This window comes from Umezawaea beigongshangensis, from assembly GCF_016464305.1.
Classification (GTDB): Bacteria; Actinomycetota; Actinomycetes; order Mycobacteriales; family Pseudonocardiaceae; genus Umezawaea_A; species Umezawaea_A beigongshangensis.
The window spans coordinates 147,573-164,017 of record NZ_JAEIOJ010000004.1 but is presented as its reverse complement, the minus strand read 5'-3'; the positions used below and the strand labels follow the sequence as shown (position 1 = coordinate 164,017).

The window sequence follows — 16,445 nt, the reverse complement described above, 5'->3', positions numbered from 1 at the left end:
TCCGTCGAGGCGGTCCAGGTGCTCCGCGCCCCCTGCACGCCCACCACCGACACGCGAGTTGAGCGTTCAGGCACCGCGAGTTGAGCGTTCGGACACCGCGAGTTGAGCGTTCGGGTGAGGCTCGTGGCGATTCAGGCTTCGGGGAGCGACGGAGGGCTCCTGCGCTGGGCGACGTGGTTGATCAGCCACAGCACGACCCCGGCCAGCAGCAGGTAGCCCGCGATCCGGTACTCGTCGCCGGGCCGCCCGGACAGCGGACTGGCCAGGTAGGCGCAGCTCAGCGCGCCGAGCACCGGCACGATCGTGGGCGCCCGGAAGTGCCGGTGCTCAGCGGGCTCCCGGCGCAGCACGAGCACGGCGACGTTGACGATCGCGAACACGACGAGCAGCAGCAGCGACGTGGTGCCGCCGAGCTTCGCGATGTCCACCGTCGACACCAGGACCACCGCGACGCCGGTCGTGAACACGATCGACACCCACGGCGTGCGCCGGGACGGGTGCACGAGGCCGAACGCCCTCGGGACGATCCGCTCGTTCGCCAGGCCGTAGACCAGCCGGCTCGCCATCAGCATGTTGATGAGCGCGGAGTTGACGACCGCGAACAGGCCGATCAGCGAGAACACCCACAGCGGGAAACCGGGCGCACCGACCTGGACGACCTTCAGCAGCGCGCCGGAGCCGGCACCGGCCAGCTCGTCGGCCGGGACCAGCAGGGACGACGTGATCGCCACCAGCACGTAGATCAGCGCGGCGACGCCCATGCCGACCAGCACCGCCCGCGGGAAGATCCGGACCGGGTCGCGGCACTCCTCGGCCATGTTGACCGAGTCCTCGAACCCGACCATCGCGAAGAACGCGAGCGCCGTGGCCGAGGTGATCGCGACCAGCGTGCCCTGTCCCTGCGCGGGCTCGACCCGGGTCAGGCGGCTCGCGTCGCCGTCACCGGTCGCGACGGCGTGGACGCCGATCGCGACGACGATCAGCAGGCCGGACACCTCGATGCAGGTCAGGACGACGTTGGTCCTCACCGACTCGGACACGCCGCGGAAGTTCACGACCGCGAGCCCGAGGACGAACAGGATCGCCACCAGCGTGGACGAGACCGCGAACGTGTCCGAGAAGAACTCCCGCACCACCGACTGGAGGTAGGTCCTGCCGAAGGCCAGGGCGGCCGACGCCGCCGACGTGACGCCGGAGCTCATGACCGCGAACGCCACCAGGAACGTCAGGAACCGGATCTTGAACGCGCGGTGCGCGTAGAGCGCCGCGCCCGCCGCCCTCGGGTACTTGCCGACGAGTTCGAGGTAGCTGAACGCGGTCAGGAACGCGACCGCGAACGCGATGAGGAAGGGCAGCCACAGCGCGCCGCCGATCTTGCCCGCGACGTTCCCGGTCAGCGCGTACACGCCGGTCCCGAGGATGTCGCCGATCACGAAGAACAACAGCAGCTTCGGCCCGATGGCCCGGTCCAGCTCGGGCTGCGCGCCCGTGTTCGTCCCCTGCGCCATGCGCGCCGAGTGTGCCGGATCACGCCCGCGGCCGGTAGCGGCCGTTCAGCCCGAGAAGACCGCCAGCCAGATCGCGACGTGGTGGCAGAGCGCGGCGAGGACCGTGGCCGCGTGGAAGAACTCGTGGTGGCCGAAGACGCCGGGCCACGGGTCGGGCCAGCGCGTCGCGTAGAGCACCGCGCCCGCCGTGTAGAACGCGCCGCCGACCGCGAGCAGCACGAGGGCCGCGGTCCCCGCTCCGCGCGCGATGTCCGGCAGCACGAACACGGCGACCCAGCCGAGCGCGATGTAGATCGGCGTGCCCACCCAGCGGGGCGCGCGCGGCCAGACCATCTTGAGCACGACCCCGGCCAGCGCGCCGCCCCACACGACCGCGAGCACGACGCCCCCGGTCGAGGACGACATCGAGAGCACCGCGAACGGCGTGTACGTGCCCGCGATGAACAGGAAGATCATGCTGTGGTCGAGGCGCTTCATCCACACGTAGGACCGCGAACTGGTCCACGTGTGCCGGTGGAACAGCGAGCTGGTGCCGAACAGGCCGATCAGCGTCACGGAGTAGAGGACGACGCTGGCGATGCCGCGGTCCGACAGGTCGGCCAGGACGACGGCGACGGAGATCAGCGTCGAGGCTCCCACCAGGGAGACGTAGAACGACCACAGGTGCAGCCAGCCCCTCAGCGAGGGGCGCTCGCCGGGCGCGGCTTCCGGCGTCAGCAACACGTTGGCCATGGCTCAAAAGTAAGTCAGCCCCATCGGGTCCGCATCTCACACGGAAGTGAACAACATCGCTCCACTCGGTGTTGGTCTGCGGCCTCAGCGTTCCGCGGGTACCGCCGACCCCGTCTCCGGGGTGAAGCGGTAGCGCCAGATCGCCGGGAGCAGCAGGACCGCCACGACCGTCACCACCACCACGAGGACGCCGCCGACCGTCGTCGCGGTCCCAGGGCCGACCGCCGCGCCCGCGGTGCCGTGCAGCAGGTCGGCGAGCCTCGGGCCACCGGCCACGACCACGATGAACACGCCCTGCATCCGGCCGCGCATCTCGTCGGTGGCCGCGGTCTGGAGGATCGCGCCGCGGAACACCATGCTGACCATGTCGGCCGCCCCGGCGAGCGCGAGGAACACCGCGGCCACCCACAGCGACCCGGCCAGGCCGAACGCGGCGATGGCCACGCCCCAGGCGACGACCGCGAGCACGACGCCCACGCCGTGCCGGTGCACGCGGGACAGCCACCCGGACGTCAGTCCGAAGACCAGCGCGCCGATCGGGACGGCGGCGAACAGCACGCCCAGCGCGAAGCCGCCGCCGGGCGGGTCGCCGAACGTCCGCTCGGCCAGCTCGGGGAACAGCGCGCGCGGCATCCCGAAGACCATGGCGATGACGTCCAGCAGGAACGACGCCAGCAGCACCCGCTGGACCGCCAGGTAGCGGAACCCGTCGAGCACGTCCCGCAGTCCCGCGCGCCGCGCCGGGCCGTTGAGCGGGGGCAGCGGCGGCAGCTTCCACACCGCCCAGATCGTCGCGGTGAGGGCGACGGCGTCGATCAGGTAGAGCACCGGCAGGCCGAGGACGGGCATCAGCGCGCCCGCCAGCAGAGGTCCGAGGACCGCGCCGAAGCTCATGACGGTGGAGCTGAGCGCGGAGGCCGCGGGCAGCATCTCGGCGGGCACGAGCCGGGCCACGGACGCGCTGCGCGCGGGTCCGTTGATCGCGAAGAACGCCTGTTGCAGTCCCAGCAGGACGATGACGAGCCACAGCGAGTCCAGCCCCAGCGCGGCCTGGACCCACAGCAGCACCGCCGTGACCGCGAGGCCGGAGTTGGTGACCACGAGCAGTTTGCGCCGGTCGACGGTGTCGGCGATGGCGCCGCCGTAGAGCCCGAAGACCAGCAGCGGCACGAGCGCGGCGCCCGCCGCGACGCCGACCCACGCCGACGAGCCGGTGATGTCGTAGACCTGCTTCGGCACGGCCACCGCGGAGAGCTGGCTGCCGATCGCCGTGACGATCGTGGAGAGCCAGAGCCGCCGGAACGCGACCACCTTCAGCGGCCGCGTGTCGATCGCGATCCTCTTCAGCGCACGCACGACTCGTTAGCCTAGGCGAAGGAGTTGTGCCGACCCCAGAACGTCACCGAGGCCACCCCCGACCGGAGTCGGAGGCGGCCTCGTCGTGCCGGGGGATCAGGGAGCCACGCGTTCCAGCGACCAGCCGTCGCGGCCCTGCCGGAAGCGCAACCGGTCGTGCATCCGGTCGCGGCGGCCCTGCCAGAACTCGACCTCCTCCGGCCGGATGCGCCAGCCGCCCCAGTGCGGTGGCACGGGCACCTGCTCGGCGTCCGCGAACTGCCTCTCGATCTTGTGCAGCGCGCTCTCCAGCGGGCCGCGGCCGCTGACGACGCGGGACTGCGGCGACGCCCAGGCGCCGAGCTGCGACCCGCGCGGCCGGCTCGCCCAGTAGGCGGCCGTCTCCTCCGGGCCGACCTTCTCCACGGTGCCGCGCACGTGCGCCTGCCGCTGCACCGGGTACCAGGGGAACGTGGCCGAGGCGTAGCGCGTGGCCATGAGGTCGTGGCTCTTGTTGGACGTGTAGTTGGTGAAGAACACGAGTCCGCGCGCGTCGAGTCCCTTGGCGAGCACCGTGCGGGAGGACGGGCGGCCCTCGGTGTCGGCCGTCGCGAGCACCATCGCGTTCGGTTCGGGCAGACCCGCGCCCGCCGCCTGGTCCAGCCAGAGCTGCAACTGCTCGTGCCACGTCGGCATCAGCTCCGCCTCGCTCAGCGAACCGTGCTCGTAGGACGCACGCATCGCCGGGAGTGCGATGTTCGTCGTCTCCGTCATGGATCGACCTCCAGCCGAGCGAGAAGACGGGTACTCGTGATGGCCCGTGGTCACGCGACCGTACGGCCAAATCCACCACCGCGAAACCACCCGGACGGTGATGCCCGACACCGGTCGAGGTGACCGTCCGCACGCGTCGCTCGTCTAGATCGTGAACGTGATCGAGTCAGACGATCCCCCGCGTTTCCAGCGGGTTCTCCGGGGAATTCCATCTCGCTTGTGCGCGCGACGCGGAGCCGTCGTCACGCTGCGCTGTCACGGCGTCGCGCGCCAGGACGGTCGTGAGACCGCCGCCGGGAACCGCGTCGGGTCCGGACTCGACGGGGCGCGGCGGGGCGCTGGCGCGGCTGGCGCACGCGCGGTGGAACCGCCCGACTGAATCGTTCACTGGATCGTGATCGAAACCACCGCCGGGATGATTGCCCAGCGGCTCTCGCGGGAGCACTGTGGCGCCAGCCCGCGCGCCGGAGTTCCAGGTCGCGCGCGGAGTCCGGGGAGACGACGCGAGAGAACGGGACGGTGCACGACGTGGTGCAGGTGGTCGAGCAGGACGACGGTTTCAAACCCGGTCTGGAGGGCGTCGTCGCCTTCCGCACGGAGATCGCGGAGCCCGACCGCGACGGCGGCGCGCTGCGCTACCGGGGCGTGGACATCGAGGACCTCGCGGGTCACGTCGGTTTCGGCGACGTGTGGGCGCTGCTGGTCGACGGCCGCTTCGGCCGGGGCCTGCCGCCCGCCGAGCCGTTCCCCGTCCCGGTGCACACCGGTGACGTGCGGGTGGACGTGCAGGCGGCGCTCGCGATGCTGGCCCCCGTGTGGGGCTGCGAGCCGCTGCTGGACATCACCGACGAGCAGGCGCGCGAGCAGCTCGCCCGCGTGTCGGTCATGGCGCTGTCCTACGCGGCCCAGTCGGCGCGCGGCCTCGGCCGCCCGGCCGTGCCGCAGAAGCGGATCGACGAGTGCGCGTCGACCACCGAGCGGTTCCTCACCCGCTGGCGCGGCGAACCCGACCCGGCGCACGTGAAGGCGCTCGACGCGTACTGGGTGTCGGCGGCGGAGCACGGCCTGAACGCCTCCACCTTCACCGCGCGGGTCATCGCCTCGACCGGGGCCGACGTGGCCGCGTCGCTGTCCGGCGCGATCGGCGCGATGTCCGGTCCGCTGCACGGCGGCGCTCCGGCGCGCGTGCTGCCGATGATCGAGGCGGTCGAGCGCTCCGGTGACGCGCGGGGCTTCGTGGCGGGCCTGCTGGACCGCAAGGAGCGGCTGATGGGCTTCGGGCACCGGGTCTACCGGGCCGAGGACCCGCGGGCCCGCGTGCTGCGCCGCACGTGCCAGGAGCTGGGCGCCGAGCGCTACGAGGTGGCCGCCGAGCTGGAGAGGGCGGCGCTGGCCGAGCTGCGCGAGCGGCGGCCGGACCGGGCGATCGAGACGAACGTGGAGTTCTGGGCCGCGGTGATCCTGGACTTCGCGCAGGTCCCGCCGCACATGATGCCCGCGATGTTCACGTGCGCCCGCACGGCCGGCTGGTCGGCGCACGTCATGGAGCAGAAGCGCACCGGCCGCCTGGTCCGGCCGTCCGCGAAGTACGTCGGCCCCGCCCCGCGCACCCCCTCCGAGGTCGAGGGCTGGGACACCGTCTCGGCGGCGTGATCCGCTCCCCGTGTCCACCGACCGGTGGACACGGGGAGTACGTCGCACGGTCGTCCCGCCGGACCCCCTCCGGGCGACAGCATGTGTCCCATGAACACGATCGAAGTACGGGGTCTGCGCAAGACCTACGGGCAGCACGAGGCGGTGCGCGGCCTCGACCTGCACGTGGCGCCGGGCGAGGTGTTCGCCCTGCTCGGCCCGAACGGCGCGGGCAAGTCCACCACCGTGGAGATCCTGGAGGGCCACCGCCGCCGCGACGACGGGCGGGTGTCCGTGCTCGGCGAGGACCCCGGCCGGGCGACGCGGGCGTGGCGGGCCCGCATCGGCGTGGTGCTCCAGAACACCCACGACGCGGGCGAGCTGACCGTCGCCGAGTCGGTCCGCCACTTCGCCCGCCTCTACCCGAACCCGCGCGACCCGGCCGAGGTCGTCGAGCTGGTGGGGCTGACCGGCAAGAGCCGCTCCAGGGCCGACTCGCTGTCCGGGGGTCAGCGGCGGCGGCTGGACGTGGCGCTCGGCATCGTGGGCCGTCCCGAGCTGCTGTTCCTCGACGAGCCGACCACCGGGTTCGACCCGGAGGCCAGGCGGCGGTTCTGGTCGCTGATCAGGACGCTCGCCGCCGAGGGCACCACGATCCTGCTGACCACCCACTACCTGGACGAGGCCGAGGAGCTGGCCGACCGGGTCGCCGTCATCGCGAACGGCGAGGTCGTCGCCGAGGGCACCCCCGCCTCGCTGGGCGGGCGCGCGACGGCCGAGGCCACCGTGCGCTGGGTCGACGAGCGCGGCCCGCAGCTGCGCCGCACCCCGAACCCCACCGCGCTGGTCGCGGAGCTCGGCGCGCACGGTGAGCTGACCGAGCTGACCGTGACCAGGCCGAGCCTGGAGGACACCTACCTGGACCTGATCGGAGCACGCGCATGACCACCACCGAGGCACGTCCGCTCCCCGGCACCCTCGCGCTCGGCCTCGCCAGGGGCGGCGCCGAACTCCGGCAGTTCTTCCGCGCGAAGGAGGCGGTCCTCTTCACCTTCGCGCTGCCCGCGCTGCTCATGGCCCTGCTGGGCAGCGTCTTCGGCGACGAGATCCCCGGCACGGACGTCACGACGAGCCAGATGTTCGCGGCCAGCATGATCGGCGCCGGCATCATCTCGACCTCGTTCCTCACCCTGGGCGTCGGCATCGCGCAGGACCGCGAGGACGGCACGCTCAAGCGCCTGCACGGCACGCCGCTGCCCGCCGCCTCCTACTTCATCGGCAAGCTGGTCCTGGTGGCCGTCGCGAGCGCCGCCGAGGTCGTGCTGATGCTCGCGGTCGCCGTCCCCCTGTTCGACGTGCGCCTGCCGACCGACGCGAGCCGCTGGCTCACCTTCGCGTGGGTGTTCGTGCTCGGCGTGATCTCCTGCTCGCTGCTGGGCATCGCGGCCAGCTCGCTCGCCCGCTCCGCCCGCAGCGCCCCGGCCGTGCTGAACCTGCCGTACGTGGCGCTCCAGTTCGTGTCCGGCGTGTTCATCCTGCCGATCTCCTCGCTGCCGTCGTGGATGGTCACGACCGGTTCGCTGTTCCCGCTCAAGTGGGTCAGCCAGGGGTTCCGGTCGGTGTTCTTGCCCGACACCCTCGCCCTGCAGGAGGCTGCCGGTTCGTGGGAACACGGTCGGATCGCCCTGGTGCTGCTCGCGTGGTGCGTCGCGGGACTCGCCCTGTGCGCGGTGACGTTCCGCTGGACGGACCGGCGCGCGGGATGAGGGTCGACCCGTGGAGCCGCTTCGCCCTCGTCGCGCTCGCGGTGACGGTGGTGGCGGTCCTCCTCGGCGACGGGGTCTCCGCGCGGCGGCAGGCGGTGGCGACCGGTCTCCTGGTCCTCGCCGCCTGCTGGTGCCTGCTGGTGCGGCCGCGGCTGCCGGACGACCGGCTGGAGCTGCGCTGGCGCGTCCCGTTCCTGGGCGTGCTGTTCGTCCTGCACGTGTGCGCGGTGCTGGCCGCGCCCTCGGCGACGTTCGCGCTGTTCGCCCACGTCCCGCTGGTCTACGCGTCCCTGCCGCTGTGGTGGGCGCTCCCGCCCGCCGTCCTGTTCGTGGGCGTCTGGCCGGTGACCGGGTGGCTGACCACCGGTTTCCCGAGCGGGGTGTTCCCGCTGACCGCGCTCGTCGTGGTGCTCTCGCACGCGTTCGCCTGGGCGATCGACCGGATGGTCGGGCAGGCCGAGGAGCTGCGGGAGACGCGGGAGAACTACGCCCGCCTGTCGCACGAGGCGGGCGTGGCCGCCGAGCGGGCAAGGATGGCCGGGGAGATCCACGACACGCTCGCCCAGGGGTTCACCAGCGTCGTGACCCTCGTGCAGGCGGCCGAGTCGCGGCTCGACGGCGACCCCGAGGCGGCACGCCGCTACCTCGCGCTGGCCGCGGGCACCGCGCGGGAGAACCTCGCCGAGGCGCGGGCGCTGGTGGAGACCACCACACCGGCGCAGCTCTCCGGCCGCTCCCTGGACGACGCGCTGGAGCGGCAGGTCGCGCGGCTGGCCGAGGAGCTGGGCATCACCACCGAGCGGTCGACCACCGGCACGCCGCGCCCGCTGCCCACCCCCGTCGAGGTGGTGCTGCTGCGGTCGGCGCAGGAGGCGCTGAACAACGTCCGCAAGCACGCCGGGGCGTCGCACGTGACCCTGGAGCTGCGGTTCGGCCCGGCGTCGGTGCGCCTGCTCGTGCGGGACGACGGCCGCGGCGTCGGCGAGCGGCCGGAGGGGTTCGGCCTGCGCGGGATGCGGGCGCGCGCCGAGCAGGTGGGAGGCTCGCTCGTCGTGCGCGGCGAGCCAGCCGGGGGCACGACGGTCGACCTGGAGGTGCCGCTGTGATCAGACTGCTGCTCGCCGACGATCACCCGGTCGTGCGGGCCGGGCTGCGCGGGATGCTGGAGACCGAACCGGACCTGGTCGTGGTCGGCGAGGCCGGATCGGGCGAGGAGGCCGTCGCGCTGGTCCTCGCCGACCCGCCGGACGTGGTGCTGATGGACCTGCGGATGCCCGGCCTGGACGGCGTGGGCGCCACCGGCCGGATCATCTCCTCGGGGTCGCCCAGCCGTGTCGTCGTGCTCACGACCTACGAGACGGACGCCGACATCCTGCGCGCCGTCGAGGCCGGTGCGGCGGGCTACCTGCTCAAGGACTCCTCCCGCGAGGAGCTGGTCACCGCGATCCGGGCCGCCGCGCGCGGGGAGACCGTGCTGGCGCCGTCCGTCGCGGGCAAGCTCGTGAACCGGGTCCGCACCCCGGTGCGCCAGTCGCTGACGGCGCGCGAGGTGCAGGTGCTGCGCCTGGTGTCCGACGGGCTGTCCAACGCCGAGGTGGGCCGCGCCCTGCACATCGGCGAGGCGACGGTGAAGACGCACCTGCTCAGGGTCTTCGCCAAGCTCGGCGTGTCCGACCGCACCGCCGCCGTGACCACGGCGATCGACCGCGGCGAGCTGACGCGCTGACCGTGACGAGCGGCACCCGGGCGTCATGTCCCGGCTACCCGGCTGCAACACTGGAACTCCCGGCAACGGCGCCGGTCAGGAGGTCCCACCACTCCCGCCCACGGAGGCGTCGCACATGACCCAGACCGCCGACCCGACCACCCTGACGCTGCCCGACGAGCTGAAGCCGTCCGACGGGCGCTTCGGCTGCGGCCCCTCCAAGGTCCGCCCGGAGGCGTTGCAGGCGCTGGTCACGGAGGGCGCGGCCCTCCTGGGCACCTCCCACCGGCAGAAGCCGGTGAAGTCCCTCGTCGGCCGGGTCCGCTCCGGTCTGCGCGAGCTGTTCTCGCTGCCCGAGGGCTACGAGGTCGTGCTCGGCAACGGCGGCACCACGGCGTTCTGGGACGCCGCCGCGTTCGGTCTGGTCCGCGAGCGCGCCCAGCACTTCACCTACGGCGAGTTCTCCTCGAAGTTCGCCAAGGTCACGAACGACGCGCCGTTCCTCGGCGAGTCGATCGTCGTGAAGGCCGACCCCGGTTCCGCGCCGGAGATCGCCTACCAGCAGGGCGCCGACCTCGTGGGCTGGGCGCACAACGAGACGTCGACCGGTGTGGCCGTGCCGGTGAGCCGCCCCGCCGGTTCCGAGGGGGCGCTCGTCGCGATCGACGCCACGTCCGGGGCGGGCGGGCTGCCCGTGGACGTCGCCGACACCGACGTGTACTACTTCGCGCCGCAGAAGTCCTTCGCCGCCGAGGGCGGCCTGTGGGTGGCGCTGATGAGCCCGGCCGCGCTGGAGCGCGTCGCCGAGATCGGCGCGTCGGGCCGCTGGGTGCCGGAGTTCCTGTCGCTGCCCACGGCGGTCGACAACTCCGTCAAGGACCAGACCTACAACACCCCGTCGGTGAGCACGCTGTTCCTGCTCGCCCACCAGATCGAGTGGATTCTCGGCAACGGCGGCCTGGACTGGGCCACCGCCCGCACCGCCGACTCCTCGCAGCGCCTCTACTCGTGGGCCGAGGCCACCGAATACACGACGCCGTACGTGACCGACCCCGCGCTGCGCTCGCAGGTCGTGGGCACGATCGACTTCGCCGACTCCGTGGACGCCTCCGTCGTGGCGAAGGTGCTGCGCGCGAACGGCGTGGTCGACGTGGAGCCCTACCGCAAGCTCGGCCGCAACCAGCTCCGGGTCGGCATGTTCCCGGCGATCGAGCCGGACGACGTGACCGCGCTGACCCGGTCGATCGAGTGGGTCGTGTCCCAGCTCGGGTGATCCTGTCCAGCACCCGGCGAGGCCGTTCCGCGCACCGCGGGGCGGCCTCGCCGGCGTTCGGGGAGTTCACAGCGCGCACGAACTGCGACAACCGGAGTGCGCGGTCGCCGGAGTTGGGGCAGGATCACGTGAAGATATCAAATCGCACGGCGAGCCTCCCGCGTCAAGGAGGCTCGCCGCATTAGCGTCAGCGCTCAGCAGGTGGCGCAGCGGAGGGAGGCCATGATGCGAGCGTTGCGAGTCGTCGGGCTCGACGAGGACGGCAAGTCCGTCATCCTCGAATGTCCCGACCGCGGCGAGCGTTTCGTGCTCCCCGCGGACGAGCGGCTGCGGGCGGCCGCTCGCGGAGATCTCACCCGGCTCGGGCAGATCGAGATCGAGGTGCAGAGCCAGATGCGCCCCCGCGAGATCCAGACGCGCATCCGCGCCGGTGAGAGCGTGGAGCAGGTCGCCGCGGCGGCCGGGCTGCCCACTCACCGGGTCGAGCGGTACGCGTACCCGGTCCTGCTGGAGCGCTCCCGCACGGCCGACCTGGCCCAGCGCGCCCACCCGGTGCGCGAGGACGGGCCGGACGTGCAGACGCTCGGCGAGGTCGTGGCGCACTCCTTCGGGCTGCGCGGCCAGGACTACACCGACGTGCGGTGGGACTCCTGGCGCGGCGAGGACGGCAAGTGGGTCGTCCAGCTGCACTGGCAGGCGGGGCGGTCGGACAACCTGGCCCACTGGGCGTTCCACCCCGGAGCGCACGGCGGGACGGTGACCGCGCTGGACGAGGGCGCCGTCGACCTGATGGACCCGAACCCGAACCGCACGCTGCGCACGGTCCGCCCGGTCACCCAGCTGGCCAGGCAGGCGCTGGAGGCGCAGAGCCGTCCGCAGTCGCCGATCGACCGCGAGCTCGAGCCGGAGATCCTCGCCAAGGAGGAGCCCCGCCAGCCCGAGCCCGTCGAGGTCGTCCTGCCGGAGACGGTCGTGCCCGTGGAGCCCGGCGAGCAGGTCCCGGCGCAGGCCGTCGCGGCCGACGCCGCCGCCGCGCGCAAGGAGCCGCCGAAGCGCGGCAAGAAGAACCACCCGATCGTGCCCAGCTGGGAGGACGTCCTGCTGGGCGTCCGGTCCAACCGGGGGTAGACCGCACGTGCACGGCTCCCGAATCGCGTTGCGACTCGGGAGCCGTTCGCGTTCCGGGGTTTGAGCGGGGTGGCAGAGCGGTAATAGTGCAGGGCGTGACTGATGTGACTCGCACGTCCCCCAGGAGTGTCGTCTTCACCGTTCTCTACCGGGTCGTGGCGTCCGCGGTCGTCGGTTTCGGACTCGTGATGGCGTGGGCCAGCGCGTACCAGAACGGCGTGCTCAACGACTGGCTGAACGAGACGGACATGAGCGAGTTCGTCCTGCTCGTGCTGGTGGCCCTCCCGATCGCCCTGGTGCTGAGCGTGCTGCTGGCCGGTCCCGTCCTGTGGCTGGTCCGCGTCCGCCCGGTCTGGCCGATCGTGGTCCTGGGCCCGTTCGTGGTGGCCGTGGCCCACTGGTTCCGCCTCCACGAGTCGCTGCGCGACGTCGTGGGCAACAAGTGGGTCGCCTCGGCCCTGGTGGCGGCAGCGGGCTACGCCCTGGCCGCCCTGCTGACGTCCTACAAGATCAAGCGCTCCTGACCCCCACGCGGGTCAGGGGCGGGGGACCTCGGTCAGGAGGGGCTGGGGCCAGCCCTCGCGGGCGCACCAGGCCTCGGCCTCGGCGCGGCTCAGGCGGGTGGCTCCGCTCGGGGCGCGGTCGCCCACGCGGTCCCAGCCGTCGGCGGAGAGCACGTGCGCGCGTCCTTCCCGCACGGCCAGCAGACGGCCGTGCGGGAAGGCCATCGAGGGCTCGCTGCGGAGGAAGCGGACCGGCTCCGGGCGCGTCATGGCCCACATGATGTCCAGCACGCACCGCGCTCGGCAACTGGACCTCCAGCGCGCTCCAGGTCGCACGATGGAAAAAGCGGATGCCGGGAACGGGCCGCCTTCGTACTGTCGAGGTGGACCCGAGGGGGACGCGTGACCGACCTGTCCGACCGCAGCACTTCCACCACGTCGACACTGCGCAGGCTCTGGCCCCACGTCCGACCCCACCGGGCGCGGGTGCTGCTGGTGATCTTCGCGACGCTCGTGGCGATGCTCTGCGGCCTCGCGATCCCGCTGGTGATCCGGGAGGTCGTCGACGGGCCGATCGCCCGCGGCGACACCGGCTCGCTGCCGTGGCTCGTGCTGCTCGTCGTCGTGCTCGGCCTCGCCGAGGCCGGGCTGTTCTACCTGCGGCGCAAGCTGATCGCCGCGCCGTCGACGGCGGTGGAGGCGACGATGCGCGCCGAGCTGTACGCCCACCTCCAAGCGCTGCCGGTCTCGTTCCACGACCGCTGGCAGTCCGGCCAGCTGCTGTCGCGGGCCACGACCGACCTCAACACCGTGCGCCGGTTCGTGGCGTTCGCGGCCATCTTCCTGGTGGTCAACACGGCCGTGCTCGTCATCGGTCTCGGCGTGCTGTTCCACCTGTCGGCGCTGCTCGGCGCCGTGCTCCTGGTCACCTCCCTGCCGCTGGTGGCCATCTCCTACCTGTTCGAGTCGAAGTTCAAGGTCGTGGCGCGCACGGCGCAGGACCAGGCGGGCGACCTGACGACCACGGTCGAGGAGTCCGTGCTGGGCATCCGGGTGCTCAAGGCGTTCGGCCGCGGCCCCGAGCTGGCGCGGCGCTTCGCCGCGCAGGCCGCCGAGTTGCGCGCGACCGAGCTGCACAAGGCGCGGATCTTCGCCGCGCTGTGGGCCGTGCTGATCGTGCTGCCGGAGATGGCGGTCGCCGGACAGCTCGCGCTGGGCAGCTTCGGCATCGCGCAGGGCACGACGAGCGTGGGCACGCTGGTCGCGGCGATCACCGTGAGCGCCTACCTGCGCTGGCCGACGGACTCGATCGGCTGGTTGCTGGCCGAGACGAACCAGGCCGCCGCGGCGACCGAGCGGTACTTCGAGGTGATCGACGAGCCGACGACGGTGCAGAACCCGGCCGAGCCGGTGCCGCTGGCCACGCCGGTGCGCGGGCACGTGCGCTTCGAGGGCGTCCGGTTCTCCCACCCCGGCAGCGACGACGAGGTCCTGCGCGGCGTCGACCTGGACGTGCGTCCCGGCGAGACGATCGCGCTGGTCGGGGCCACCGGCTCGGGCAAGACGACGCTCACGGCTCTCGTGCCGCGACTGGCCGACGTCACCGCCGGGCGGGTGACCGTGGACGGCGTGGACGTGCGCGACCTCGACCTCGCCGACCTGCGGCGAGTCGTGGGCACGGCGTTCGAGGAGCCGGTGCTGTTCTCCGCGAGCGTCACCGAGAACGTGGCGCTGGGCGCTCCGGGCGCGGACGAGGCGCGGGTGCGGGAGGCGCTGCGGATCGCGCGGGCGGAGGAGTTCGTCGACGCGCTGCCGTGGGGCCTGGACACGCGCATCGGCGAGCAGGGCCTGTCGCTGTCGGGTGGTCAGCGGCAGCGGCTCGCGCTGGCCCGCGCGGTCGTCGGGCGACCGGCCGTGCTGGTGCTGGACGACCCGCTCTCGGCGCTGGACGTGCACACCGAGGCCGAGGTCGAGGCGGCGCTGCGGCGCGTGCTGCACGGGGTGACGGCGCTCGTCGTCGCGCACCGGCCGAGCACGGTGCAGCTCGCCGACCGGGTGGCGATGATCGTCGACGGTCGGATCGCGGCCGTGGGCGAGCACCACCACCTGCTGGAGCACGACGAGGAGTACCGGCGGTTGCTGTCCAGCGCTGACGGCACCGCCGGCACGGCCGGCACCGCCGGCACCGCCGGGAGCGCGGCGCAGGACGAGGAGGTGGCGGCGCGATGAGCACGACGGACGCGGAGACGGAGCGGGTGGACGTTCCCGCGGCGGAGGAGGCGTGGCGCGGTGTCGCCGCCGAGGACGTCGAGGAGCTGGACCACGCGACGGGCGTGAAGCTCCAGACCAGGTCGCGGCGGCTGCTGGGTTCGCTGCTGCGACCGCGGCTGCGCCCCGTCCTGCTGGCGCTGCTGATCGTGGTGCTGGAGAACGTCGTCACCCTGGCGGGTCCGCTGCTGATCGCGGCCGCGATCGACACGGGTGTCCCGGCGGCGCTGGACGGCCGCCCGCAGGCGCTCGCGTGGCTCGTCGGCGGGTACGCGGCGTCGACGCTGGTCGCCACGGGGATGCGCTACGCGTTCGTGCGGCTGATCGGCCGCATCGGCCAGGACCTCCTCCAGGACCTGCGCAACCGGGTCTTCCGGCACTCGCAGCGGCTGTCGGTGGCCTTCCACGAGTCCTACACGTCCGGCAAGGTCATCTCGCGGCTGACCAGCGACGTGGACGCGTTGCAGGACCTGCTGGAGATGGGGCTGGACGGCTTCTTCACGGCGATGCTGTCGATCGTCGGCATCACCGCGGTGCTGCTGTGGCTGGACCTGCCGCTGGCGCTGGTCGCACTGGCCGGGTTCGTGCCGATGGTGCTGCTGGTGCGGTGGTTCCGGCGGCGCTCGGCGCGGGTCTACCGGGGCACGCGCGGCGCCATCGCCAAGATCATCGTCCAGTTCGTCGAGACGATGAACGGCATCCGCGCGGTGCAGGCGTTCCGCCGGGAGGCGCGCAACGAGAAGATCATGGGCGAGCTGAACGGCCGGTTCCGCGACGCCAACACCGACGCGCTGACCGTGATGGCGACGTTCACGGCGCTGGCCCGCGTGATCGGCAACGTCTCGCTGGCCGTGGTGATCGCGATCGGCGCGGTGCGGGTGGCCGGCGGCGGCCTGGAGCTGGGCGTGCTCGCCGCGTTCACCCTGTACCTGCGGCGGTTCTACGACCCGTTCGACGAGATCGCGATGTTCACCAACTCCTACACGGCGGCGACGGCGGCGCTGGAGAAGATCTCCGGACTGCTGGAGGAGGAACCGTCGGTGCCGGAGCCGCAGGAGCCGAAGCCGCTGCCGCACGCCCGCGGCGACGTGCGCTTCGACGGCGTGGAGTTCCGCTACTCGGAGCGGACGCCGGTGGTGCTGCCCTCCTTCGACCTGCACGTCCCGGCCGGGCAGACGGTGGCGCTGGTCGGTGCGACGGGGGCGGGCAAGACGACGCTCGCGAAGCTCGTGGCCCGGTTCTACGACCCGAGCGCGGGCGCGGTGCTGCTGGACGGCGTCGACCTGCGCTCGCTGTCCGACACCGACCTGCGGCGAGCGGTGGTGATGGTGACGCAGGAGAACTTCCTGTTCTCCGGTTCCCTCGCGGACAACGTCGCGCTGGGCAGGCCGGGCGCGTCGCGGGCCGACGTCGAGCAGGCGGTGGCGTCGGTGGGAGCGCACGAGTTCGTCACCGCGCTGCCCGAGGGCTACGACACCGACGTGCGCAAGCGCGGCGGGCGGCTCTCGGCCGGGCAGCGGCAGATGGTGGCGTTCGCGCGGGCGTTCCTCGCCGATCCGGCGGTGCTCGTGCTCGACGAGGCCACGTCCAGCCTGGACGTGCCGACCGAGCGGGACGTGCAGGCGGCGCTGAAGACGGTGCTGGCCGACCGGACGGCGCTGATCATCGCCCACCGGCTGTCCACGGTGCTGATCGCCGACCGGGTGCTGGTGGTGGACGGCGGGCGCGTCGTCGAGGACGGCACGCCGGAGGAGCTGATCGGGGACGGCGGACGGTTCGCCGCGCTGCACACGGCGTGGCTCGACTCCCTGGCCTGAGCCG

General features: G+C 72.8%; 15 protein-coding genes. 10 read left to right on the top strand and 5 right to left on the bottom strand.

The annotated features are described in order from the left end of the window. Positions 1–131: 131 nt before the first annotated feature. The 4 genes from IMZ35_RS12420 to pdxH all read right to left on the bottom strand — a co-directional run bounded on the left by IMZ35_RS12420 (position 132) and on the right by pdxH (position 4,349). A complete protein-coding gene (locus IMZ35_RS12420; protein WP_199441181.1) occupies positions 132–1,508 on the bottom strand; it encodes an APC family permease in 1,377 nt (458 codons plus the stop codon). Positions 1,509–1,553: 45 nt separating this feature from the next. After that, complete coding sequence (trhA, locus tag IMZ35_RS12415) at positions 1,554–2,240, bottom strand: PAQR family membrane homeostasis protein TrhA (protein WP_199441180.1); 687 nt, start codon at positions 2,238–2,240, stop codon at positions 1,554–1,556. 84 nt (positions 2,241–2,324) lie between these two features. Then, positions 2,325–3,596, bottom strand: coding sequence for an MFS transporter (locus IMZ35_RS12410; protein ID WP_307867989.1), 1,272 nt, complete (start codon positions 3,594–3,596; stop codon positions 2,325–2,327). A gap of 96 nt (positions 3,597–3,692) precedes the next feature. Continuing rightward, the gene (gene pdxH, locus IMZ35_RS12405; RefSeq protein ID WP_199441179.1) at positions 3,693–4,349 is read right to left on the bottom strand and encodes a pyridoxamine 5'-phosphate oxidase; all 657 of its coding nucleotides are present in this window, start codon (positions 4,347–4,349) and stop codon (positions 3,693–3,695) included. A gap of 528 nt (positions 4,350–4,877) precedes the next feature. On the opposite strand from pdxH, the gene IMZ35_RS12400 reads away from it, so the two are divergent. The 8 genes from IMZ35_RS12400 to IMZ35_RS12365 all read left to right on the top strand — a co-directional run bounded on the left by IMZ35_RS12400 (position 4,878) and on the right by IMZ35_RS12365 (position 12,377). Further along, positions 4,878–6,002, top strand: a complete 1,125-nt coding sequence (locus IMZ35_RS12400) for a citrate synthase 2 (protein WP_199441529.1) — start codon at positions 4,878–4,880, stop codon at positions 6,000–6,002. Between the two features lie 90 nt (positions 6,003–6,092). Continuing rightward, on the top strand, positions 6,093–6,926 hold the full coding sequence (locus IMZ35_RS12395; RefSeq protein ID WP_199441178.1) for an ABC transporter ATP-binding protein: 834 nt from the start codon (positions 6,093–6,095) through the stop codon (positions 6,924–6,926). After that, entirely contained in the window at positions 6,923–7,747 is an 825-nt protein-coding gene (locus tag IMZ35_RS12390; protein ID WP_199441177.1) for an ABC transporter permease, read from the top strand. The genes IMZ35_RS12395 and IMZ35_RS12390 overlap by 4 nt, the downstream gene beginning before the upstream one ends. Continuing rightward, entirely contained in the window at positions 7,705–8,853 is a 1,149-nt protein-coding gene (locus tag IMZ35_RS31730) for a sensor histidine kinase (protein WP_199441176.1), read from the top strand. Before IMZ35_RS12390 ends, IMZ35_RS31730 begins: the two co-directional genes overlap by 43 nt. Next, entirely contained in the window at positions 8,850–9,473 is a 624-nt protein-coding gene (locus IMZ35_RS12380) for a response regulator (protein ID WP_199441175.1), read from the top strand. Before IMZ35_RS31730 ends, IMZ35_RS12380 begins: the two co-directional genes overlap by 4 nt. 115 nt (positions 9,474–9,588) lie before the next feature. After that, positions 9,589–10,725, top strand: a complete 1,137-nt coding sequence (gene serC / locus IMZ35_RS12375) for a phosphoserine transaminase (RefSeq protein WP_199441174.1) — start codon at positions 9,589–9,591, stop codon at positions 10,723–10,725. Between the two features lie 225 nt (positions 10,726–10,950). After that, positions 10,951–11,853: a septation protein SepH gene (gene sepH, locus IMZ35_RS12370; protein WP_199441173.1), complete on the top strand. Its 903-nt coding sequence runs from the start codon at positions 10,951–10,953 to the stop codon at positions 11,851–11,853. Between the two features lie 95 nt (positions 11,854–11,948). Beyond that, entirely contained in the window at positions 11,949–12,377 is a 429-nt protein-coding gene (locus IMZ35_RS12365; protein ID WP_199441172.1) for a hypothetical protein, read from the top strand. A gap of 12 nt (positions 12,378–12,389) precedes the next feature. Here IMZ35_RS12365 and IMZ35_RS12360 read toward each other — a convergent pair whose 3' ends face one another. Then, entirely contained in the window at positions 12,390–12,626 is a 237-nt protein-coding gene (locus IMZ35_RS12360; RefSeq protein ID WP_229371735.1) for a hypothetical protein, read from the bottom strand. A 132-nt stretch (positions 12,627–12,758) separates the two neighbouring features. Here IMZ35_RS12360 and IMZ35_RS12355 point away from each other — a divergent pair, with 132 nt between their 5' ends. Beyond that, positions 12,759–14,585: an ABC transporter ATP-binding protein gene (locus IMZ35_RS12355; protein WP_307867985.1), complete on the top strand. Its 1,827-nt coding sequence runs from the start codon at positions 12,759–12,761 to the stop codon at positions 14,583–14,585. Continuing rightward, the gene (locus IMZ35_RS12350) at positions 14,582–16,441 is read left to right on the top strand and encodes an ABC transporter ATP-binding protein (protein ID WP_199441171.1); all 1,860 of its coding nucleotides are present in this window, start codon (positions 14,582–14,584) and stop codon (positions 16,439–16,441) included. The genes IMZ35_RS12355 and IMZ35_RS12350 overlap by 4 nt, the downstream gene beginning before the upstream one ends. Positions 16,442–16,445 lie beyond the last annotated feature (4 nt).